Source organism: Nonomuraea sp. NPDC050202, assembly GCF_040656115.1.
Taxonomy (GTDB): Bacteria; Actinomycetota; Actinomycetes; order Streptosporangiales; family Streptosporangiaceae; genus Nonomuraea.
Map to the genome: position 1 here is coordinate 414,305 of NZ_JBFALF010000002.1, position 20,941 is coordinate 435,245.

Consider the following 20,941-nt stretch of genomic DNA (forward strand, 5'->3'; position numbering starts at 1 on the left):
GACACGCCCGGTGCCGGTTTGTACGCCTGGGTAGCATGTCTGTCGTGGAGGATTTTCTACCTGAGCAGACCGCCGACGACACCGACCTCGGCTGGGGTGACTGGCGCGAGACCGACAGCGACTCCTTCTACCTGGAGAACCGGCCGCCCCACTGGGACTAGCATCCCTTCCGTGTACGCCCTGCGCCCCGCCACCCCCGCCGACTACGACGCCATCGCCGCCGTGCTCGACGACTGGTGGGGCCGCCCGGTCGCGGCCGCCCTGCCCAGGCTCTTCCTCGACCACTTCCACCGTACGAGCCTGGTCGCCGAGGGGCCCGGGGGCGAGCTGGCGGGCTTCCTGATCGGGTTCCTGTCGCCCTCGCTGCCGGACGAGGCGTACATCCACTTCGTCGGCGTCGCACCCGGCGCCCGCAAGGGCGGGCTGGCCCGCACCATGTACGAGCGCTTCTTCGAGCTGGCCCGCGGCGACGGCCGCCGCGTCGTCAAGGCCATCACCGCGCCGGTCAACGGCGCCTCCATCGCCTTCCACCGCCGCATGGGGTTCGCGGCGAGCGAGCCGGTCCCCGGCTACCACGGGCCCGGCACGAGCCTGGTCACCTTCAGCCGTCCTCTCTAGGCCGCGGGCCTCACCGCCCCTCGGCCTGCCGGTTCCCGGCGTCGAGCGTGCCGGTCGAACCCAAGCGCTTTCGTCACTCTTCGCAATGTTTTGAGCACGAAGTGTGTTCGTTCTCCGGATCAGGGAATGCACACAGGGCCGCTTCAAGGAGGTGACCGGTGGCCGGACGTCCCGCCCGGAGAGGGCTGACGGGGGAGCTCGTCGCCGAGTTCGCGGGGACGATGGTGCTCATCCTGTTCGGCGCCGGCGTCGTCGCGCAGGTCGTCGCCGCCCAGCTCGGCGACCACGACAGCATCGCCTGGGCGTGGGGGATCGGCGTGATGCTCGGCGTCTACGTCGCCGGCCGCACCACGGGCGCGCACCTCAACCCCGCCGTCACGGTGGGGTTCGCCATCTTCAGGGGCTTCCCCTGGCCCAAGGTGCTCCCGTACGCCGTCGCGCAGACCGCCGGAGCGTTCCTCGCCGCCCTCATCGTGCGCTGGAACTACTCCGAGGTGCTGGCCATGGCCGACCCCGGTCACACGCTCAAGACGCAGATCGTCTTCTCCACCCTGCCCGGCAACGGCACCCTGCCGGTGGACCTGTGGGGCGCCCTGCGCGACCAGGTCATCGGCACCGCGATCCTGCTCTTCGTCATCTTCGCCCTGTCCGACACGGCCAACATGGCGCCGAGCGCGAACCTGGGGCCGTTCGTCATCGGCCTGCTCGTCGTCGGCATCGGCATGTCCTTCGGCACCGACGCCGGCTACGCCATCAACCCGGCGCGCGACTTCGGGCCGCGCCTGGCCAGCTTCCTCACCGGCTACGGAGGTGCGTGGCGGGACCAGTACGGGGACCTGTACTTCTGGGTCCCGATCGTCGGCCCGCTGGTCGGCGGCGTCCTCGGGGCCGGGCTGTACCAGGTGTGCATCTCCCGCTTCCTCCCGCAGGGAGAGGACCGCGACACCGTGAAGCCGTCCGACTGAGGACCTCGAGGAGAGAGCAGAGCACCATGCCGGACTTCGTCGGCGCCGTCGACCAGGGCACCACCAGCACCCGCTTCATGATCTTCGATCACGATGGCGCCGAGGTCGCCAAGTTCCAGCTCGAACACGAGCAGATCCTGCCCAGGGCCGGCTGGGTCGAGCACAACCCGATCGAGATCTGGACCAGGACCGCCGCCGTCATCCAGACCACGCTGCAACGCGCCGGCCTGCACGACAGCGACCTGGCCGCCCTCGGCGTCACCAACCAGCGCGAGACCACCGTCGTGTGGAACCCGCGCACCGGACGCCCGTACTACAACGCCATCGTGTGGCAGGACACCCGCACCGACCGCATCGCCGCCGCCCTCGAACAGGACGAGCGCGGCCAGGTCATCCGCGACAGGACCGGCCTGCGGCCCGACGCCTACTTCTCCGGCGGCAAGATCCAGTGGATCCTCGAGAACGTGTCCGGCGTCCGCGAGGCCGTCGACCGCGGCGAGGCCGTCTTCGGCAACACCGACACCTGGACCGTGTGGAACCTCACCGGCGGCGTCAACGGCGGCGTGCACGTCACCGACGTCACCAACGCCAGCCGCACCATGCTGATGGACCTCGACACCCTCGACTGGGACGACGAGCTGCTGTCCTACTTCGGCATCCCCCGCGCCATGCTCCCCGAGATCCGCCCCTCCGCCGACCCCGCCGGCTACGGCGCCACCTTCCGGTACGGCTCCTTCGGCGGGGAGGTGCCGATCACCGCCATCCTCGGCGACCAGCAGGCCGCCACCGTCGGGCAGGTCTGCTTCTCGCCCGGCGAGGCCAAGAACACCTACGGCACCGGCAACTTCCTGCTGCTCAACACCGGCACCGAACGCGTACGCTCCCAGAGCGGCCTGCTCACCACCGTGGCCTACAAGTTCGGCGACCAGCCCGCCGTGTTCGCCCTGGAGGGATCCATCGCGGTCACCGGCTCGGCCGTGCAGTGGCTGCGCGACCAGCTCCACGTCATCACCTCCGCGGGCCAGAGCGAGACGCTGGCCCGCCAGGTGGCCGACTCCGGAGGAATGTACTTCGTGCCCGCCTTCTCCGGCCTGTTCGCCCCGTACTGGCGCGCCGACGCCCGCGGCGCCATCGTCGGCCTGTCCCGCTACAACACCGACGCCCACCTCGCCCGCGCCACGCTGGAGTCCATCTGCTACCAGAGCCGCGACGTCGTCGAGGCCATGCAGCGGGACTCGGGGGTCGTGCTCGACGTGCTCAAGGTGGACGGCGGCGTCACCGCCAACGACCTGTGCATGCAGCTCCAGTCCGACATCCTCGGCGTGCCGGTCAGCCGCCCCGTCGTCGCCGAGACCACGGCGCTCGGCGCCGCGTACGCCGCCGGCCTGGCCGTCGGCTACTGGAAGGACACCGCCGAGCTGCGCGCGCACTGGGCGGAGTCGCGCCGCTGGAACCCGACCTGGAACGAGGAGCGGCGCGAGAAGGCGTACGCGGGCTGGAAGAAGGCCGTCACCAAGGCCTTCGACTGGACCACCGGCTGACCTCATGAGATGGCCGGCCATCTCATGAGGTGGTGGCTCGCTAGCTGACCACGTCCTTGCGGCGGAAGCGCCGGAACGCCACCGCGATCAGGATCGCCGCGTACGTGACCGACACGGAGGCGCCCTTCACCATCCCGCTCCAGTCCAGCTCGGGCATCAGGGCATCGGTCCAGGCGGTGTTCCAGAACGTCGGCAGGAACTCGCGCAGCACCCCCAGCGCCTCGACCGCCTGCAGGATGGTGGAGACGATCCACAGCCCGACCGCCCCGCCCACGGCGCCGAGCGGGGAGTCGGTCATGGTGGAGATGAGGAAGGCCAGGGCCGCCACCACGAGCTGGCTGACCAGGGCGTACCCGATCACGATCCCGAAGCGCGGCAGCACGTCGAGCGCCGGGATGGTCTCGCCCGTGCCGGGCACCGTGATGTCGTCCCAGCCGAACGCCAGCGTGCCGGCGAGCAGCCCCATCAGCGGCAGGCAGATCACCGCCGCCGCCGAGTAGCCGAGCGCCACGATCAGCTTCTGCCGCAGCAGCCGGTCGCGCGGGATCGGCGCCGCCAGCAGATACCGCAGCGACGACCAGTTGGCCTCGCTCGCCACGGTGTCGCCGCAGAACAGCGCGACCGCCACCACGAGCAGGAAACTCGCCGACACCGACAGCACGAACGCGGCGAAGTTGAGCCCGCTCTGCGTCGCCAGGTCCGACATGCGCAGCGCCGACTGCCCCTGCGAGCTCGACTGCGGCCCGATCTGGAACGCGATGACGAGGATCCACGGCAGGGCCAGCAGCAGCGCGAACATGCCCAGCGTGCGCCGCCGCTTGAACTGCCTGACGATCTCCACCCGCAACGGCAGCGTGCGGTTCGGCGCGTAGCCGGTCGCGGCGGTCATGGCTTGTCTCCGATGAGGTCGAGGAACACGTCTTCCAGGCGCGGCCCGTGCCCGTTGGCGACGGTGGCGGCCGAGCTCAGCAGCCGCGACACGGGGCCGGCCGAGACCAGCCGCCCGCGCTGCATGACCACCACATGGCTGCAGGTCTGCTCCACCTCGGCCAGCATGTGGCTGGACACGATCACGGTACGGCCGTCGCGCGCGTACCGCTTGAGCACCTCCCGCATCTCCCGGATCTGGGGCGGGTCGAGCCCGTTCGTGGGCTCGTCCAGCACGAGCAGGTCCGGGAGGCCGAGCATGGCCTGCGCGATGGCCAGCCGCTGCCGCATGCCCTGCGAGTACGTGCGCGTGGCCCGGTCGAGCGCCTTGCCCAGGTTCGCGATCGCCAGCGCCTCCTCGAAGTGCGCGTCGGCCCTGGGGCGGCCGGTGGCGGCCCAGTACAGCTCGATGTTGTCGCGCCCCGACAGGTGCGGCAGGAAGCCCGGCCCCTCGACGAACGACCCCAGCCTGGACAGCACGGGCGCGCCCGGGGTCACCTGCTCCCCGAAGATGCGGATCTCGCCGGAGTCCGGCCGGATGAGGCCCATCATCATGCGCATCGTCGTCGTCTTGCCCGCGCCGTTGGGGCCGAGCAGGCCCAGCACCTGGCCCCGCTCCACCCGGAACGACAGGTCGTTGACGGCCAGCTCGCCGTTCCGGTACGCCTTCGTCAGGCCACTGATCTCCAGCGGCACCTCGGCCCCGCCGCAGCCGTTCGAGGACGCGCCGTCGCCGTTGGAGCGGGCGACGCCACTCTCGCCGTCAACGGTGCTCCTGCCGTTGCCCGTCTCGTTGCCGTCGCCGGCGCCGCCATCGCCCGTCCCGTTGGCGGCGGCGGCGCCAGGTGCGCCGTTCGCTGTGGCCACCGTGGAGGCATCGTCAGCGGCGCCGTCGGCGGAGGCGGCGTGCGCCGTGCCATCGGTGGTCACTATGTGCGCCGTGCCGTCGGCGGAGGCGGCGTGAGCCGTGCCATCGGCGGTCACTACGTGCGTCGTGCCGTTGGCGGAGGGCGTGAGGAGTGGAGCGTCCGTCGTGGCCTGCGGCAGGCTCTGACCGCGGCCGGCCGGCCGACGGCCGGAGCGGGACGTGGTGCGGCCCGTGGCCAGGAGGATCGCGGCGATCACCACGGCGGACAGCGGCATCGCCCACACCCACCACGCCACCCCGGTCGGAGCGGCGGCCAGCGTGCCCACCGTGGGGACGCTGACGGCGGGGGAGACGAGCGAGACCTTGAACGCGGCAGGCTGCGCGGGCGTGGCGAAGCCCATGTCGGTCGTGGTCACGACCAGCCGGAGCCGGTGCCCCACGGCGAAGCGGTGGTCCACCGCGGGCAGGCTGACCGTGGCCTCCGCGCTGCCCGCGCCCTCCGGGATCGTCACCCGGACGGGTGCCACCAGCCCCGCGGGCAACGTGGGCAACTGGGTGTCGTCCGCCACGTCGTACAGCTTCGCGAACAGCGTCGCCTCGCCCTTGCCCGTCACCTTGATCTTGACGGTGGGGCTGCCGGTGAGCTGCAGCGGGGCGGCGAGCGGGCCGGACTCGAACGCGGCGCTCTGGCCCGGCATGTCGATCGAGACACCACCGGTGTTCTGGCCGCCCAGCAGCCCGCCGATGCCCGGCACGGTCGAGATCGAGGCCGGGGCGCCGCCGGGCGGGTTGACGATGTTCTGCTCGGGGCCGTTCAGCGCGACGGTGGTGGTGCCGGTGCCCGCGAGGCCGGGGTAGGAGGCGGCCTCGGGGTGGAGCCGGATGCGCTGGCGGGTGCCGGGGTCGCGCCCGCCGTCACGCGTCACCGTGAACGCGCTCACCGGCGGCGCGGCCTGCCCGGAACCCTCGCCCTTGAGATAACGCGCGAACCAGGCCGCCGACTGGTCGAAGAGCCAGTCGGCCTCGCCGTTGCCGCCGTCGTGCCCGCCGTCGAACCAGGCCAGGCTCACCGGCGTGCCTGCCGCGGCGATGGCCTTGGCGTTGGCGTCGGCGTGGCTGAGGGGGAACAGCGAGTCGCGCTGGCCCTGGATGAGCAGGGTCGGAGCCTTGATCTGCCTGGCCACGGTGATCGGGCTGGACCTGCGCAGCAACGCGACGGCCTCCGGCGTGGCCCGGCCGTCCTCGGCGACCTGCTGGTAGATGTCGCAGATCGCGGGCAGGAACCTGCCGCACCGCGCCTGCTCCTCCGTCACCGGCCCCGCCGCCGCCTCCCTGCGCCCCAGCAGCGACGTGGCGTCCAGCGAAACGCCCTGACCGAAGAAGATCCCGGCCCACATGCGCTTGAAGACCCCGCTCGTGGCGGCGCCACCCACCCCGGCACCCGTGCCCGCCCCGGCGCCCGTACCTGCGTCCGTGCTCGTGCCGGTCTCAGTGGCGGCGTTCGTGCCTGTGCCGGCGTTCGTGCCTGTGCCGGCGTTCGTGCCTGTGCCGGCGTTCGTGCCCGTGCCTGCGGCCGTGCTCGTGGCGGCGTTGGGGAAGAGGGCGTCGGCCAGGTCGGACCAGGTGATCTGCGGGACGATCGCGTCGACTCGCTGGTCGTGGGCCGCCGCCATCAAGGCGATGGCCCCGCCGTACGAGCCGCCCGCGATGCCCACGCGCGGGTCGCCCGAGGCGTCGAGCCGCACCTCCGGCCGCTTGGCGAGCCAGTCGATGAGCTGCTTGACGTCCTTGACCTCGTAGTCGGGCGAGTTGAGCGCGATCTGCCCGGTCGAGCGGCCGAAGCCGCGAGCCGACCAGGTCAGCACGGCATAGCCCTGCTGGGCGAGGCGGACCGCCTGGTCACGCATGCTCTGCTTGCTGCCGCCGAAACCGTGGGCGAGCATCACGGCAGGCGCCTTCCCCCCATCAGGGGGTGGGAAGAACGTCGTATCGAGCTCGACCCGTTGGTCGTCGGCTGGTCCGTCGACGACGGTTATTCGCTGGTCCTGGGCCCGCACCTCCGGAGCCGACGGCCACACGAGCCACGTCGTCACCCCGATGAGGGCGAGTGCCGCAACCAGGGCGGCCACACGCTTCATGCGGCGAGCCTACTTTCCGCACCTGAGAGATCGCTGAGACGGCACTCACGCCGGGACCTGCCGAAAGGTGCTCGCCGAGGTGGACCGGTGGATCACGGAGCCTGCGGAGGATGTCCGTCACGAGGCCTGGCGATCCGGGGCGGTGGTCTCCGAGTGCGCCCGGGCCACGGTGAGGCTGTCCTCGTAGATGTGGTAGCGGGTGATCAGGCCGTCGGTGACCGTGAGACGCAGGGCGAACGCGGACGTGTAGGGCCGGCCCGTGGCCGCGACGGTCTGCGTGAACTCGCCGAGCACGACCGCGTCGTCCCCGTCGACCAGGATCCGCGTGACGGTGGTGCTGTTGAGCTCGGGCACGTGATAGGTCCGCAGCGCGCGGAACAGATCCGCCGCGTCACTGCGGCTCGAACGGGGACGGATCCACGGCACCGACGGATGCCCCTCGGCAGGCCAGTTGTAGAGCCAGTCGCACTCCTCGGCGAACAACTCGGCGGCCCGTTCGGCGTCACCCTCACCGAGCCGCCGAAGCAACTCCTGCACAGTGTCCGAAGTCGTCATGATCCATCCTCCATGTCCGTTATGGCGGTGCGTGCACTCGTCAGTCTCCTCTGATGGGTGTGGCTTGGCGATTACCTGTGAGATAAGGGGGACGGCTATCCGGACGCGGTCAGCCCAGGATCGCGTAGACGGTGGTGGCGTGGGCGGCCGTCTCCGCGCTGCCCTCGGCCGTGAGGGTGACCTCTGAGAAGGCCAGCGTGCGCCCCAGCTTCGTGATGCGCACGTCGAGCAGGACATCCTTGCCCACCACCGGCCGCTGGAACGTCGTGGACTGCTGCACCGTGGTCATCGGCACGAACCCGCCCCGCGCCGAAGAGATGGCCAGCACCGTGGCCGTGTCGGCCGCCGCCATCATGGCCTGCCCGCACAGCCCGCCGCCCTCCCTGGCCAGCTCGTCGGACCAGGGCAGCCGCACGATCGCGTGGCGGTCGCCCACCTCCTCCACCCGCAGGCCGAGCTGCCTGATCCAGGGGGCGAAGTATTCCTGGAGAATCGCCTCAGCGTCTTCTGGAGTCACGGGCTCATCATGCACGCTGGACGGGGCGGGTGAGAGGCCCGGCCAGGAGCCTGTGGACAACTCGCCGCGGCCCGTATCCGGCTGTGGAGAACCGGTCCGAAGGACGGGGGAGGGGAGACGGTATGCCGGCGATGGACGACGGTCACCCAGCGGGCCGGTCCGCGGTCGAGATCTTCACCCCGTCCACCTACGACACGGCCGTCCCGTACGACCTGTTCGCCCGCCTCAGAGCGGAATCTCCCGTCCGCTGGATCCCCGAGCCCCCCATCGGCCCATGGCGTGAAGGCCCCGGCTTCTGGGCGGTGTTCAGGCACGCCGACGTCAAGCACGTGCTCCGCGCCCCGGAGGACTTCTCCTCCCACCTCGGCGCCACCCAGATCCGCGACCCCGACACCCCCGCCGACCTGCGCTTCGTCCAGGACCAGATGCTGAACATGGACCCGCCGGACCACTCCAGGCTGCGCAGGATCGTGGCGGCGGCGTTCACCCCGCGCGCCGTACGGGCGCTGGAGCGCACGATCGCCGAACGGGCGGCGGCGCTGTTCGAGGCGGGGGAGTGCGACTTCGTGGAGGTGGCCGCCGACCTGCCCGTGTGGACGCTGGCCCACGTCATGGGCGTCCCCGCCCAGGACAGGCGGCTGCTGTACGACTGGGCGTCACGCGTGATCGGCTACCAGGACGACGACTACGCGGGCCTGTCCACGGCGGACGCCGAGTCCCTCACTCCCATGGGCCGCCTGGCGCTCGCGGCCAAGCCCCAGCTCGGGCCCGGCGTCAACCCGCGTTCGAGGGCCGCGCTGGCCGACATGTTCGCCTACGCCCACGCCCTCGCGCGGACACCCGTGGACGGCGAGTCCGTCATGGCCGCCATGCGCAAGGCAGGCCTGACGGAGGCGGAGTTCGAGAACATGTTCTTCCTCTTCGCCGTCGCCGGCAACGAGACCCTGCGCAACGGCATCCCCGGCGGCCTGCTCACCCTGCTCCAGCACCCCGCCGAGCTGGCCCGCCTGCGCGCCGACCCCTCCCTCCTGGACTCCGCGATCGAGGAGATGCTGCGCTTCTGGCCCCCCGTCATGCACTTCAGGCGTACGGCGACGCGCGACCTCACCCTCGCCGGCCAGGCCATCCGCGCAGGTGACAAGGTCGTGGTCTACCACGCCTCCGCCAACCGCGACCCCTCCGTCTTCCCCGACCCCGACCGTTTCGACGTGGGCCGCACCCCGAACGACCACGTCACCTTCGGTTTCGGCCCGCACTTCTGCCTGGGCGCCCACCTGGCCCGCGCCCAGTTCCGCTCCGTCTTCCGGGAGCTGCCGGCCTGGGACGTCGAGCTCGCCGGCAGCCCGCGCCGGCTCACCTCCAACTTCCAGAACGGGCTCAAGCACCTGCCGGTACGCCTGCGCCGCCGCGGCCGAAATGCCTGGAACGGGGAGGCGCCTCCTGCCTAGGATCACCGGCATGGAGGACTACCTGCAGATCAACCAGGCCAACTGGAACGCGCGCGTCCCGATCCACCTCGCCAGCGACTACTACGACGTGGCCGGCTTCAAGGCGGGCGGCAGCGCGCTGCGGCCGTTCGAGCTCGCGGAGGTGGGCGACGTGGCCGGCCGCCGCCTGGCGCATCTGCAGTGTCACCTCGGCCTCGACACCCTCTCCTGGGCCAGGCTCGGTGCCGAGGTGACCGGCCTCGACTTCTCCGACGCCGCCGTCCAGCAGGCCAGAAGCATCGCCGCCGAGTGCGGCATCCCGGCCAGGTTCGTGACGGCCGACGTCCACGACGCGCCCCGGGCGCTCGGCGAGACGTACGACATCGTCTACACCGGCATCGGCGCCCTGGTGTGGCTGCCCGACCTCACCCGCTGGGCCGAGACGGTCGCCGCCCTGCTGAACCCCGGCGGCTTCCTGTACCTCGCGGAGTTCCACCCGTTCACCAACATGCTGGACGACGACACCGGCACCCACATCACCCGCGACTACTTCGACCGCACGCCCCAGGTCTGGGAGTACCCGCACACCTACACCGGCAGCGACATCCTCGAACACCAGACCTCCGTGCAGTTCGACCACGGCATGGGCGACGTCGTCACCGCGGTCGCGGCGGCCGGCCTGCGCATCGACTTCCTGCACGAGCATGATCACACGCTCTTCCGCCGCTTCGCCGACCTGGTGGAGGCGGACGGCGCCTACCGCCGGCCCGCCGGCGCCCCCAGGATTCCGCTCATGTACTCTCTGCGGGCCTCGTCGAGGTAGAGCCCCCGCGATCGGACCGTACGAGGCAGATGACCGTAAGATTCTCTGCCGTGAAGTCTCCAGCATCGTTCAAGAGGGCCGCCGCCTGGGCCCTGCCCTACTGGACTCGCGGCGAGGCGGGCCGCGAAACTCCGCAAGACCTGTTCAGGGTGCTCTATTTCGGCTGGCTGGCGGCGTTCACGCTCAAGGTGCTCGGCTCGGCCTGGGACGTCTCGTGGCACTTCAAGTGGCTGCGTGACGACCTCGCCCCGCCGCACCTGCTCAACTCCGTCGGCACGGTCATCGCCGTCGCCCTCACCGTGATCCACGGCTACACCGGTTACGGCGTCGACAAGCTCGCGCTCAGGCTCATCCAGTGGGGCACGGGGATCTTCCTCGTCGCGGTGCCGCTCGACCTGATCAACCACCGCGTCAACGGCCTCGACATCACCTCGTGGAGCCCGTCGCACATCCTGCTCTACGTTGGAACGTTCTTCATGATCGCGGGCGTGATCCGCGGCTGGTCCATGAGGGCGCGGCAGGGGCGCGAGCGCGTGGTCGTGCTCGGCGCCTTCCTCGCGTTCTTCCTGGAGAACATGCACTTCCCCGAGCAGCACCAGGAGTACGGCATCCTGTCGCTCGGCGCGTGGGACAACAACGCGACCTACGCCGAGCCGATCCTGCTGGAGTTCGCCGCCGACCAGATGGGGCGGCCGATCGATCGCACGATGATGGCCGGGTTCACGCTGCCCGTGCCCGACTACCTGTACCCGGTCTACGCCGTGGTGGGGGTGCTGTCGGTGCTGGTCGTGGCCAGGCTGATGGTCGGCAGGTTCGGCGCGGCCACGCTCGTCGCGGGCAGTTACGTGCTGTTCAGGACGCTGATCTGGCCGCTGCTGACCTTCACCGGGTTCCCGCCGTCGGCGGTGCCGTTCTTCATGGTCGCCGCCGGGCTGCTGGTGGACCTGGCGTTCCTGGTGCGGATGCCGGTCGTGCGCGCGGTGCTCGGGGCGGCCGGGGTGACGGCGGTCACGTACGGCGCGCTGGTGGTGCAGAGCGCGGTCATGGGCCCGGTGTACGGCGCGGTCAAGGGCCAGGAGGGCCTGCTGGGAGCGCCCCCGCTGGCCACGCCGTCGGCGGTGTGGGCCGGGCTGGGCCTGCTCGCCACCTGGCTGGCCATCGAGTGGGTCGCGGGCAGGCGCAGGCCCCAGCCGATCGGGGCCACGCCGCGCCCGGTGGTCGCGCCCGCGACGCCGTAGCGGGCCCGCGGGGGCGGCAGCCGTTCCGCCGCCCCGCCCGCAGCCGCCCCGCCCGTGAGCGGTTCAGCCGTCCGTACGCAGGAGTCTCAGGCGATGGAGGCGCGGGTGATGGCCACCGCCACCCCGTACGCCAGCCCCATCACCCCGACCTCGGCCGCCGCCCACCCCACCAGGGCGGTGGCCCCGCCGCGGCGGATGACCGGCAGCAGCCGGAAGCGGATGTGCGCCGCCAGCGGCACCAGCAGCGCCACCAGCGCCGTCTTGACCACGACCAGCACCCCGTAGTGGCTGGTCACGATGGCGTCCGGCAGTGTCACGCCGGGCGTGAGCGCCATCGTGCCCAGCCCGGTGACGAGCCCGGACAGCGCCACCAGCAGCAGGCACACGGTGGCCATCCTGGAGAACTTGGGCAGCACCACGGCCAGCAGGCCGCGGTGCGGCGCCACGAACACGGCCGTGGCCACCAGCCCGCCCGTCCAGGCGGCCGCCCCCATGACGTGGATCTCCATCGAGATCATGATGGGGTCGTGCCAGACGGAGTTCACCGCGTGCCCGGTGACGGGGATGGGCAGCAGCCCGAACAGCGCCACGATGATCCGCAGCTCCGCCGGGACCTTCTCGCCGAACCGCACCGCCATCAGCCCGATCCCGGCCGCCGCCAGCGCGCATGCCGCGCTGAACAGCAGCCCTTGACCCGTGCCGACACTTCCGACATATCCAGCGATCAACCCGAACGTCGGCACGGCGCCGGGGTTCAGCTCGGCGGTCTGGAAGACGATCGTGAGCAGCGCGCAGATCGCCCAGGCCCAGGCGGCCATCACGGCCAGCGGCCGCACCCTGAGCATCACCGGCTCCGTACGCTCCGGCATGCTGAAGCCGAGCAGCTTGGGCAGCAGGCTGAGCCCGACCACGGCCACGGCGGCCACGTCGAGCAGCACCCGCACGACCGGCAGCCCGACCGACACGACGGGGCCGGGCATGGGGATGCCGGGCACGGACTCCTGAGCGGTGAACGAGCTGGCCGCCACGGCCGCGACGACCGCGCACACGCCGAACGCGCCGGCCACCAGCCGCCCGCCGACGCGCTGCTGCGGGGGCAGCACAGGGGCGACGGCGGTCACGCGCCGCTCCCCTCACCACGACTCGCCGCGCCCGCGGCCTCGGTCCTCGGCACGCCCGCGGCTTCGGCACTCGCCGCGCCCGCAGCATCGGCACTCGCCGCGCCCGGCGCCGGAGCCGGAGCGGCGCGCCCGGCCGGGGTGGCGCGGCGCAGGGCGACCGCCGTCCCGGCCGCGAGCACCAGCAGCGCCCCCACGATCCACACCACGGCCATCCCGGCCCCGCCGTTGGCCGCCGCCTCGGCTGCGTCGGCGCTGGAGCCGCCCGCCGCGACCCCGGCCGCCGCCGCCCCTGCCGCGCCCGGGGTGGCGGCAGCGGCCAGCTTGAAGCTGATCTTCCCGGTGACCGGATGCCCGTCGGCCGACAGGATCCGGTAACCCACCACGTACGACCCTCCGGCCGGCAGCGGCTTGACCTTCACCGAAACGCGCTCGGCCGCGACCACGGCACTCCCGTCGGCCCACGCCGACCCGTCCGCGCCCGTCACGCCCACCTGCGCGTACCCCTGACGCACCGCCTGGTCGAACACCAGCGTCACCTGCGAGGGCGAGGCCGTCAGCGTGGCCCCGTCCTCCGGGTCGCTGCCGATCAGCACGTTGTGCGCCTGGGCCGGGGAGTACGTCACTCCCACGGCGGCGAACGCGAGCAGCAGGACCGTGAGTAGCCGCCTCACAGATCAGAACCTTCCATAAAACACGTTGCGGACCCGTATATGGTCCCATCCATGGAAGACCTGTTCGGCGGCGCGGCACCTTATTACGCGAAGTACCGCACGAGACCGGGCGTTCCGGCGATCGAGCACCTGGCCATGACGTTCGGCGACGACAGCGTCGTCCTGGATCTGGGCTGCGGCCCCGGCACCATCGCCATCCCGCTGAGCGGGCGGGTCCGTGAGGTCCTCGCGGTCGATCCCGACGAGGAGATGCTCGCCGAGGGCAGGCGCCTGGCCCCGCGGGAGCGGAACATCCGCTGGATCGAGGCCGACTCGACGAGGTTGCGCGAGCTGCCCGCGTTCGACCACGTCGTCATGGGCAGGTCGTTCCACTGGATGGACCGCCGTGCGGTGCTGGCGGAGCTGGACGCGCTGCTGCCCGGGCACGGCGTCGTGGCCCTCGTCGGGCCGACCCGCGAGCCGCGCGAAGAGCCCTGGGAGCCGGTCACCCGCCGGGTACGCGACGAGTTCGGCGTCAACACCTTCAGCGCGTCCAGCTCCTTCCAGGCCACCGGCGAGCACCACGACGACGTGCTGGCCACCTCGCCGTTCAGCGTCCTCGACCGCGCCCACTACGTGGAGCGCCAGGTGTACGACCTCGACGCCGTGATCGGCCTGCAGCTGTCGTACTCCTACTCGGCCCCCGCCCGCCTCGGCGCTCGGCTGGCGGCCTTCAAGGAGGAGGCCAGGCGGCAGTTGCTGGCGGCGAACCCGTCGGGCCGCTGGGAGCTGGAGACGGTCACCGAGGTGCTGACGGCGCGGCGGCCTCCCAGATCCCCATGACCTGCCAGATGCGCCGGGTGAGCGGGTTGATCAGCCCGATCTCGGCGCACAGCTCGCGCGTCTTGCCCACCGAGTCGCGGATCTCCTGCCGGGCGGCGGGGTTGCGCAGGTAGACCTCGGCCACCACGCTCGCGGGGATCCTGAAGCGCCGGATCATCGGCCCGGGCGGCGCCAGCATGATCCGGGCCATGATGCCGAGGACGATCGGTGAGGCGATCCCCAGCAGGAGCCTGCGGTAGGCGGGCATCCGCGGCACCCGGTTGCGCAGGTAGTGCCGGGCGAAGGAGATGTGCCTGGCCTCCTCCGCGATGTGGATGCGCATGATCGTCTCTTCCAGCGGGTGGTGCACCCGGCCGTCCTTGAGCAGCCTGCGCTGCACGTGGTCGATCGGGTCCTCGCCGCCCAGCACGAAGATGAAGAACAGCTCGGTCGAGATGAGCGGGATCCAGGGCGCCACCTGGGCGACCGCCGAGAGCGGCCCGGGCATGCCGCGGATGGGCAGCCCGGTACGGTTCACGAACTCCTGGAACATCATCCCGTGATGCGCCTCTTCGGTGGTCTCGTGGTAGACGTACCGGAATTCCGGGGACCCGTTCGGCAGCCGGTAGGCGTAGTTGAGCAGCCCGCGCTTGAGCAGGTTCTCGAACTGCAGCCCGATCTTCATGGCGGTGGCCACCCGCCACAGGCCGATCCGCGCGCGTACCTCGGGGGAGCGGCTGAGGTACCAGGGGTGCCCGCCGAGGCGGTCCACCCCGGGCAGCTCCCAGCGCGGATCGGTCTGGTCCACGTGGAACTCCGGGTCGTCCCATGGGATGTCGCGGTACGGCTCCCAGTGCTTGTCCACCGACGCCTTCGAGAGGCGGTCGATGACCGCGCGGTACGCGCTGCGGCTCGCGACCCGTTCGTCGCGTTCCCTGGCGGCGGTAGAGCTCGGTGCGGATGTCATCGCATGCACTCCTCTCCTCGCCCAGTAATTGTACGGAGAATCCAATAAGACTGGGAAGGGTGAGGAGCGCGGCATTCACAGCTTCTCCGCGGGCACCCCCAGCTCATTCGCCGCCGCCGAGCGGATCAGCACGTTGACCCGGCGCCGTGACAACACCTTGGGATGCGCGTGCGTCTGGACCGCCAGCCCGTCGATGAGCGCGAACAGCCGCCACGTCGTCGCGTCGGGATCGGGGCACTCGAACTCGCCGCAGGCCACGCCGGCCTCGATGATGCCGCGCATCAGCGTGCGGCCCCTGGCGTCGATCCGCCGCGAGGTCTCCTCCAGCTCCGCGCTGCGCATCGCCTCGGACCAGGCGTCGATCCACAGCCGCCAGCCCTCGGTGGGGATCGCGGGGGAGCAGAGCCGCAGCAGGGAGCGCAGGCGGTCGATCGGCGTGCCCGCCGACTGCTCGACGTCGGTCAGCGCGTTGAGATGCTGACGGGCGGCGTAACTGAACGCCATCGCGAACAGCCGCTCCTTGGTCTCGAAGTGGTAGAAGAGCAGGGCCTGGCTGACTCCCGCGGCCCTGGCGATGTCCAGGGTCCTGGTGTGCCCGAATCCCTGCTCCGCGATCACCTCGCAGGCCGTTTTCAGCAAATCCTCGCGCCGTAATCGGCTGAAACCTGTTGTCACAGCGAGTAACTCTAACTTCTGATCACTAGTATTTATAGGACAAACCGGGCGTGATCTGTTCTGGTATGAAGAACCCGGGTACGGTACGGATTCCCCGTTCACCGACAGTCACGTTGATCATGGTAACCGCGTTTACTCGAACGTGCTTCTATCGGGGTCCCCCAAATCCGCCTCAGTGATCCCTTACCGGCCTCTCCGTGATGAAACGGGCGCGGCGCGTCCAGAGCAATGCTCTGTACGTCCTCGGATGCGCTGACTAGAGTAAGTGAGCACTGATGCCGAGGAGTCGATGTGAACCTTGCTGAGTATCGGCGTGCGGCCGGCGACTGGCTGCGGGAGAACGCTCCGACCGACGACTACCCGGAGGCCGACGGGATCACCCGGGCCAAGGAGTTCATGGCCAAGCTCTACGACGCCGGCTATTCCGGCATCACCTGGCCGAAACAGTGGGGCGGCCAGGGACTGACCCAGGCGGAGGAGCGGGTGTTCGCCGAGGAGGCCCGCGACTACACCCTGCCCACCTACATCTTCTCGATCGGCCTGGGCATGACCGGGCCCACGATCGTCGACCGGGGCACCGACGCCCAGCGCGAGCGGTTCGTCCGGCCGCTGCTGCGCGGCGAGGAGATCTGGTGCCAGCTCTTCTCCGAGCCCGGCGCCGGCAGCGACGTGGCCAGCCTGCAGACCAGGGCCGTACGCGACGGTGACCACTGGATCGTCAACGGCCAGAAGGTGTGGACCTCCGTCGCCCACCACGCCGACTGGGGGCTGCTGCTCGCCCGTACGGACGTGGACGTGCCCAAGCACAAGGGCCTGACCATGTTCGTGATCGACATGCACCACCCGGGCGTGACCGTCAGGCCGTTGAAGGACATGTCCGGCAGGGCCAACTTCAACGAGATCTTCTTCGACAACGTCCCCATCCCCGACGAGCACCGCGTCGGCGAGGTCAACGACGGCTGGAGCGTGGCCGTCACGACGCTGCTGCACGAGCGGCTGTCGATCTCGGCGGGCGTCGGCATGGGCGGGCAGAAGGACCACCCGGCCTCGCTGGAGGCGCTGCGCCGGACCCTCGACACCAGCGACCCGCTGGTCCACGACGAGCTCGTCGAGCTGCACATCCGCAGCCGCGCGCTGGCGCTGTTCAACCAGCGGCTGGCCCAGGAGACCAGGGCCGGCATCTTCCCCGGCGCGCGGGGCAGCGCGGCCAAGCTGCTGCTGGCCGAGCTGACCCTCTACCAGGCCGACCTGGCCACGCGGCTGGTCGGCCCCGAGGCCGCGCTGGCCGACCACCCGCTCGCCCGCGCGATCTCGATGGCTCCGGGCATGGCGCTGGGCGGCGGCACCAACGAGATCATGCGCAACATCGTCGGCGACCGTGTGCTGGGCCTCCCGCCGGAGCCGCGGGTGGACAAGAATGTGCCGTTCAAGGACCTGAAGGTGGGGACGCAGGCGTGAAGCTCGTACTCAGCCAGGAACAGCAGGAGCTGCGCGCGGCCGTACGCGACTTCCTGCGCACCGCCTCGCCGCTGCCCAAGGTCCGCGAGGGCTACGACCCGCAGGTGTACGCGCGCCTCAACGGCGAGCTGGGCCTGTCCGGGCTGATCGTCCCCGAGGAGTACGGCGGCGCCGGCGCCGGCATGTCCGAGCTGGCCGTCGCGCTGGAGGAGACGGGCGCCGCGCTGCTGCCGGGACCGTTCCTGGCCACCGCGTTCGCGGCGCTCGCGCTGAGCCAGGTGCCCGACAAGGAGCTGCAGACCGGCATCGCCGAAGGCCGGATCGCGGCCACGTTCGACCACACCGAGCTCTCCTGCGACGGCGGCACGGCGAGCGGCGCGCCGGCGCAGGTGCTCTCGGGCGGCGAAGCCGACGTGCTCGTCGCGCCGGCCCGCGACGGCGACGCCCTGGTCATGGTGGCCGTCGAGCTGGCGGGTCCCGGCGTGACCAGAACCGCGCTGGAGACGCTCGACCTCACCCGCGGCCAGGCGAGGATCGTGCTCGACGGCGCGCCCGCGCGCGTGCTCGGCCCGGCGCCGCAGACCGGCGTCTTCGACAGGCTGTGCGTGGCCCTGGCCGCCGAGCAGCTCGGCGTGATGCGGGCGGCGCTCGACGCCATCGTCGCCTACGCCAAGATCCGCGTGGCCTTCGGCCGCTACATCGGCTCCTACCAGGGGGTCAAGCACAAGCTCGCCGACATGCACTGCAAGCTCGAACAGGCCGAGTCCATCGTCAGGTACGCCGCCTGGGCCGCCGACGAGTCGCCTGCCGAGCTGCCCGAGGCCGCCGCGCTCGCCCAGGCCTACGTCGGCCGCGCCTGCTTCGAGGTGGCCCGCGACCACCTGCTCCTGCACGGCGGCATCGGCTACACCTGGGAGCACGACGCCCACCTGTTCTACAAGCGGGCCAAGGCGGACGAGGTGCTGCTGGGCCCGCCACGGATCCACCGCGCCCGTCTCGGACAACTGCTGGAGCTGTAATGGACGTCAGCGAGCTACCGGGCTTCTACGCCATCGCCGCCGCCGACCCCGGCCGCCTCGCGGTGATCGACACCGACGACACCCGCGTCACCTACGGTGACCTGCTCGCCCGGGTCAACCAGGTCTCGCACGGCCTGCGCGCCCGCGGGCTCGCCACTGGCGACGTGGTGGCGGGCGTGCTGCCCAACGGCGTGGACGCGCTGGTCATGGTCATGGCGACCGGGCAGATCGGCCTCTACTACGTGCCCATCAACTGGCACCTGACCGACGCCGAGATCGCGTACATCCTGGGCGACTGCGACGCCAAGGTCGTCGTCACCGGCCCCGGCCAGGCCGTGCCCGGCGCGGAGACCGGGACGGCCGGGCTGGCCGAAGGGCAGCCCGCGGACGCGCCCGCCGGCCGGACCGCCGGCGCCGTCATGTGGTACACCTCCGGCACCACCGGCTTCCCCAAGGGCGTGCAGCGCGGCCTGCCGGGCGCCGAGCCCGAGGCGATCGTGCCCCTGTACACCTGGTTCTTCGGCGAGGTGGTGGACCTGAGGCCGGGCGCCGAGGTCCACCTGGTGACCTCGCCGATGTACCACTCCGCGCCCTGCGCGCACGCCCAGTTCGCGCTGCACCTCGGGCACACCGTGGTGATCACGCCCCGGTTCGACCCGGTGCACATCCTGGAGCTCATCGAGCGGCACCGGGTGTCCAACGCGATGATGGTGCCGACCATGTTCCACCGGATGTTGCAGCTGCCCGCGGACGTGCGGGCCAAGTACGACGTGTCGAGCCTGCGCCAGGTCATCCACACCGCCGCCGCCTGCCCGGTCTCCGTCAAGCAGCAGATCATGGACTGGTGGGGGCCGGTGCTGTACGAGTACTACGGCTCCACCGAGTCCACGATCGCCTTCTCCGTCAAGCCGCACGACTGGCTGGCCAGGCCCGGCACCGTGGGCCGCCCCGCCCCCACGTTCGAGGCCAAGATCTTCGACGACAGCGGCGCGGAGCTGCCGCCGGGCGAGCCCGGCATGATCTACGTCAAGTCCAGCATGGGCTCGTTCGAGTACCGCAAGGACCCGGCCAAGACGGCCGCCAGCAAGCGAGGGGAGTGGTACGCGCCCGGCGACATCGGCTACCTCGATGAGGACGGCTACCTGTTCCTGTGCGACCGGCGCACCGACCTCATCGTCTCCGGCGGGGTGAACATCTACCCCGCCGAGATCGAGGCCGCCCTGCTGGAGCACCCCGCGGTGGCCGACGTGGCCGTCATCGGGGTGCCCGACGAGGAGTGGGGCCACAACGTGGTCGCCCTCGTGCAGCCGGCCGAGGGGATCGAGCCGGGCCCCGAGCTGACGGCCGAGCTGATGGAGCACTGCGGGCCGCGCATCGCCAGGTTCAAGCACCCGAAGGTGATCGAGTATCGCGAGGTGCTCCCGCGTACCCCCACCGGCAAGCTGTCGCGCTCGAAGGTACGCGCCGACTACCTCGCCGGGAACACCAGCTCCTCGCTGTAACGCCCGCCTTCGCCCAGGTAGAAGCGGGTGGACAGGGTACGGTCGGCGGTGTCGAAGACCGTGCTCCAGAGCGTGCGGAACGGCACGGCGGCCTCCTCGGGCTGCGCGACGGCGCGCAGGCTCTCGCGCAGGTCGCCGGCCGACATGGTGACGCCCTTGCTGCGCTCGTACAGCGTGCGCAGCCGGCTGTAGGAGGCGAAGCTCGACCCGGTGTCCTCCGGCAGGTTCATCGGGTCGGGGTGGCGGTGCAGCAGGTGGTTGGTGACGCAGAGCGGGCCGTCGCCGAACTCCACGATGTGCTCGCTGCCGTCCTTGCCGTGCTCCCACACGAACGCCTGCCCGTGCGCGTCGGCGATCAGGTAGTGCAGGGGCATGCCGTGGTCGTACTGCTTGGCGCCCAGCAGCGCCTGCTTGGCCTGGTCCACGTTCTCGCAGGTGTCGAGCAGGAAGCGGGGCAGCTGCACGCTGTTGACCCCGACCTGCGGTGCGAAGGCCTCCGGCGGCTCGGCGGTCTCGAAGTCGGCCACCAGCAGCATGATCGCCAGGCCCGCCGAGTTGATGCCGTCCATGCAGCCGTCGAGCGCCGACATCGTGATCACCGTGGAGGAGAGTCCCTCGTCCGGGATCGTGGTGATCACGTAGGGGCGGGAGGCCATGGGAAGCTCGCCCGGCCGGGGCTCGCCACCCATGAGCTCGCTGGTGGTCGTGGGGAAGAAGTCGTAGTTGCGGCCCACCCTGCCGTGGCCGTCCGTCGCGGCCGACGGCGGGATCCACAGGGCCGAGCAGCCGTAGCCCTCCGGCACGTACCCCTGGTCGTCCAGGACCAGCTCGTCCTGCTCCGGGTCGAGGCCGAGCACCGCCGCCGCGCCGTCCATGCGGGCGTGGTGCTGCGGCCAGTGGTGCTCGAACCACGTCCTGCGCGCCCGGCCCACGACCGGGTCGATCGGCGCGGGGGACCAGCCGAGCCGGCGGGCCTCCTCGGTGAGCGCCTTGCCGATCTCGTACTGGCTGCCGGTGAGCGTCAGGTGCGTGACGAGCTGGAAGTCGTCCTTGCTGCCCGCTACCTGGGTCATGTTCTGCATGTACGGCAGCCTCGCCGAGCCCGCTGAC

The 20,941-nt window shown here is 71.2% G+C and carries 19 protein-coding genes; 10 read left to right on the forward strand and 9 right to left on the reverse strand.

The window, feature by feature from the left end; all coding sequences use genetic code 11:
- The first annotated feature begins 162 nt into the window (after positions 1 to 162).
- From AB0I79_RS07195 to glpK, 3 genes are all read left to right on the forward strand, one after another.
- Entirely contained in the window at positions 163 to 618 is a 456-nt protein-coding gene (locus AB0I79_RS07195) for a GNAT family N-acetyltransferase (RefSeq protein WP_357869641.1), read from the forward strand.
- A gap of 158 nt (positions 619 to 776) precedes the next feature.
- Positions 777 to 1,583 (forward strand): MIP/aquaporin family protein, encoded by an 807-nt coding sequence (locus AB0I79_RS07200; protein ID WP_357868188.1) that lies wholly within the window; start codon positions 777 to 779, stop codon positions 1,581 to 1,583.
- A gap of 26 nt (positions 1,584 to 1,609) precedes the next feature.
- Positions 1,610 to 3,124, forward strand: a complete 1,515-nt coding sequence (gene glpK / locus AB0I79_RS07205; protein ID WP_357868189.1) for a glycerol kinase GlpK — start codon at positions 1,610 to 1,612, stop codon at positions 3,122 to 3,124.
- Between the two features lie 40 nt (positions 3,125 to 3,164).
- On the opposite strand, the gene AB0I79_RS07210 is transcribed toward glpK, so the two are convergent.
- The 4 genes from AB0I79_RS07210 to AB0I79_RS07225 all read right to left on the reverse strand — a co-directional run bounded on the left by AB0I79_RS07210 (position 3,165) and on the right by AB0I79_RS07225 (position 8,129).
- Complete coding sequence (locus AB0I79_RS07210; protein ID WP_357868192.1) at positions 3,165 to 4,013, reverse strand: ABC transporter permease subunit; 849 nt, start codon at positions 4,011 to 4,013, stop codon at positions 3,165 to 3,167.
- Complete coding sequence (locus tag AB0I79_RS07215; RefSeq protein ID WP_357868195.1) at positions 4,010 to 7,057, reverse strand: alpha/beta fold hydrolase; 3,048 nt, start codon at positions 7,055 to 7,057, stop codon at positions 4,010 to 4,012. Before AB0I79_RS07215 ends, AB0I79_RS07210 begins: the two co-directional genes overlap by 4 nt.
- A 117-nt stretch (positions 7,058 to 7,174) precedes the next feature.
- Entirely contained in the window at positions 7,175 to 7,612 is a 438-nt protein-coding gene (locus AB0I79_RS07220; protein WP_357868198.1) for a nuclear transport factor 2 family protein, read from the reverse strand.
- A 109-nt stretch (positions 7,613 to 7,721) separates the two neighbouring features.
- Positions 7,722 to 8,129, reverse strand: a complete 408-nt coding sequence (locus tag AB0I79_RS07225) for a PaaI family thioesterase (RefSeq protein WP_357868201.1) — start codon at positions 8,127 to 8,129, stop codon at positions 7,722 to 7,724.
- A gap of 122 nt (positions 8,130 to 8,251) precedes the next feature.
- On the opposite strand from AB0I79_RS07225, the gene AB0I79_RS07230 reads away from it, so the two are divergent.
- The 3 genes from AB0I79_RS07230 to AB0I79_RS07240 are packed head-to-tail and all read left to right on the forward strand — an operon-like array spanning position 8,252 to position 11,617.
- The gene (locus tag AB0I79_RS07230) at positions 8,252 to 9,577 is read left to right on the forward strand and encodes a cytochrome P450 (protein ID WP_357868203.1); all 1,326 of its coding nucleotides are present in this window, start codon (positions 8,252 to 8,254) and stop codon (positions 9,575 to 9,577) included.
- A gap of 10 nt (positions 9,578 to 9,587) precedes the next feature.
- Complete coding sequence (locus AB0I79_RS07235) at positions 9,588 to 10,379, forward strand: class I SAM-dependent methyltransferase (protein ID WP_357868205.1); 792 nt, start codon at positions 9,588 to 9,590, stop codon at positions 10,377 to 10,379.
- Between the two features lie 50 nt (positions 10,380 to 10,429).
- Positions 10,430 to 11,617 (forward strand): hypothetical protein, encoded by a 1,188-nt coding sequence (locus AB0I79_RS07240; protein ID WP_357868207.1) that lies wholly within the window; start codon positions 10,430 to 10,432, stop codon positions 11,615 to 11,617.
- An 86-nt stretch (positions 11,618 to 11,703) separates the two neighbouring features.
- Here the strand turns inward: AB0I79_RS07240 and AB0I79_RS07245 are convergent, their stop codons facing one another.
- Together AB0I79_RS07245 and AB0I79_RS07250 are read right to left on the reverse strand one after the other, a co-directional pair.
- The gene (locus tag AB0I79_RS07245; RefSeq protein WP_357868210.1) at positions 11,704 to 12,738 is read right to left on the reverse strand and encodes a CopD family protein; all 1,035 of its coding nucleotides are present in this window, start codon (positions 12,736 to 12,738) and stop codon (positions 11,704 to 11,706) included.
- Complete coding sequence (locus tag AB0I79_RS07250; RefSeq protein ID WP_357868213.1) at positions 12,735 to 13,409, reverse strand: copper resistance CopC family protein; 675 nt, start codon at positions 13,407 to 13,409, stop codon at positions 12,735 to 12,737. Before AB0I79_RS07250 ends, AB0I79_RS07245 begins: the two co-directional genes overlap by 4 nt.
- Before the next feature lie 51 nt (positions 13,410 to 13,460).
- On the opposite strand from AB0I79_RS07250, the gene AB0I79_RS07255 reads away from it, so the two are divergent.
- On the forward strand, positions 13,461 to 14,231 hold the full coding sequence (locus tag AB0I79_RS07255; RefSeq protein ID WP_357868216.1) for a class I SAM-dependent methyltransferase: 771 nt from the start codon (positions 13,461 to 13,463) through the stop codon (positions 14,229 to 14,231).
- Here AB0I79_RS07255 and AB0I79_RS07260 read toward each other — a convergent pair.
- Positions 14,188 to 15,177, reverse strand: coding sequence for a diiron oxygenase (locus AB0I79_RS07260; RefSeq protein ID WP_357868218.1), 990 nt, complete (start codon positions 15,175 to 15,177; stop codon positions 14,188 to 14,190). The two genes, AB0I79_RS07255 and AB0I79_RS07260, sit on opposite strands and share 44 nt — an antisense overlap.
- A 75-nt stretch (positions 15,178 to 15,252) precedes the next feature.
- Entirely contained in the window at positions 15,253 to 15,852 is a 600-nt protein-coding gene (locus tag AB0I79_RS07265; protein ID WP_357868221.1) for a TetR/AcrR family transcriptional regulator, read from the reverse strand.
- 291 nt (positions 15,853 to 16,143) lie between these two features.
- Between AB0I79_RS07265 and AB0I79_RS07270 the strand changes: the two genes are divergently transcribed.
- Genes AB0I79_RS07270 through AB0I79_RS07280 form a run of 3 tightly spaced genes read left to right on the forward strand, consistent with a single transcriptional unit; the run spans position 16,144 to position 19,831 of the window.
- On the forward strand, positions 16,144 to 17,310 hold the full coding sequence (locus AB0I79_RS07270; RefSeq protein WP_357868222.1) for an acyl-CoA dehydrogenase family protein: 1,167 nt from the start codon (positions 16,144 to 16,146) through the stop codon (positions 17,308 to 17,310).
- The gene (locus AB0I79_RS07275; protein WP_357868225.1) at positions 17,307 to 18,329 is read left to right on the forward strand and encodes an acyl-CoA dehydrogenase family protein; all 1,023 of its coding nucleotides are present in this window, start codon (positions 17,307 to 17,309) and stop codon (positions 18,327 to 18,329) included. Before AB0I79_RS07270 ends, AB0I79_RS07275 begins: the two co-directional genes overlap by 4 nt.
- Complete coding sequence (locus AB0I79_RS07280) at positions 18,329 to 19,831, forward strand: AMP-binding protein (RefSeq protein WP_357868227.1); 1,503 nt, start codon at positions 18,329 to 18,331, stop codon at positions 19,829 to 19,831. Before AB0I79_RS07275 ends, AB0I79_RS07280 begins: the two co-directional genes overlap by 1 nt.
- On the opposite strand, the gene AB0I79_RS07285 is transcribed toward AB0I79_RS07280, so the two are convergent.
- Entirely contained in the window at positions 19,798 to 20,913 is a 1,116-nt protein-coding gene (locus AB0I79_RS07285; RefSeq protein WP_357868230.1) for a C45 family peptidase, read from the reverse strand. The two genes, AB0I79_RS07280 and AB0I79_RS07285, sit on opposite strands and share 34 nt — an antisense overlap.
- Between the last annotated feature and the right edge of the window lie 28 nt (positions 20,914 to 20,941).